The sequence below is a fragment of the Vibrio sp. 03_296 genome (genome assembly GCF_002265885.1).
This window is the reverse complement of the sequence record NZ_NPKW01000552.1, coordinates 1-608: the sequence shown is the minus strand read 5'-3', so window position 1 is coordinate 608 and position 608 is coordinate 1. Positions and strand designations below refer to the sequence as shown.

The following is a 608-nucleotide window of genomic DNA, read 5'->3' as shown; positions in this document are numbered from 1 at the left end:
TTTGAAAACCGCAAAACATGGCGCGCTGCCATACGCATCAATTTACCTTACAAAAGATGGCCTACTCAATGGCGCCGGCACAAAAAAATGGATGCTTGGCTAAAAAAACATGGTGTGCAGGTCAATCAACAACTAAATGAACCGGCCGATCACTTAGCGATCATGCTCGACTTTCTTGGCAACCTCATCATTCGCTCAAATGAGTTTGAACAAGATCGCCACATGGAAGATGCTTTCATCGAGCAAAACACATTTATTCAAGAAATGTTGCTCTCTTGGTTACCTACCTTCTCTAACGAGCAGCACAATATGATGAGTTTGGCTTCTATAACAGCGCAATAAAACTACTTGTTGCGTTTTGTATGCTGGACAGCGACTATTTAGTTGGATAATAATTACGCCCTTATCAATAGAGCAAACACTCGGTTACACTTTAACCACTAAAGTGTGAACACGGATACACATTTCGCTGTTTGAGTAGGTTGCCACTCTTGCCGTCTCAGTCTAAAATTGAGACCGCAATCGATAAAATATGATTTAATGCAAACCGCTGAAATACATGCGGTTTTGTGTTTTATTTAAAGCTAAGCTGCTGCTTTTCTAGTGTG

1 pseudogene is annotated in these 608 nt (G+C 41.0%); it reads left to right on the top strand.

Features of this window, described 5'->3' with window-relative positions:
- A pseudogene (gene torD / locus CIK04_RS26110) lies at positions 1-392 on the top strand (molecular chaperone TorD); the annotation flags it as partial.
- Positions 393-608 lie beyond the last annotated feature (216 nt).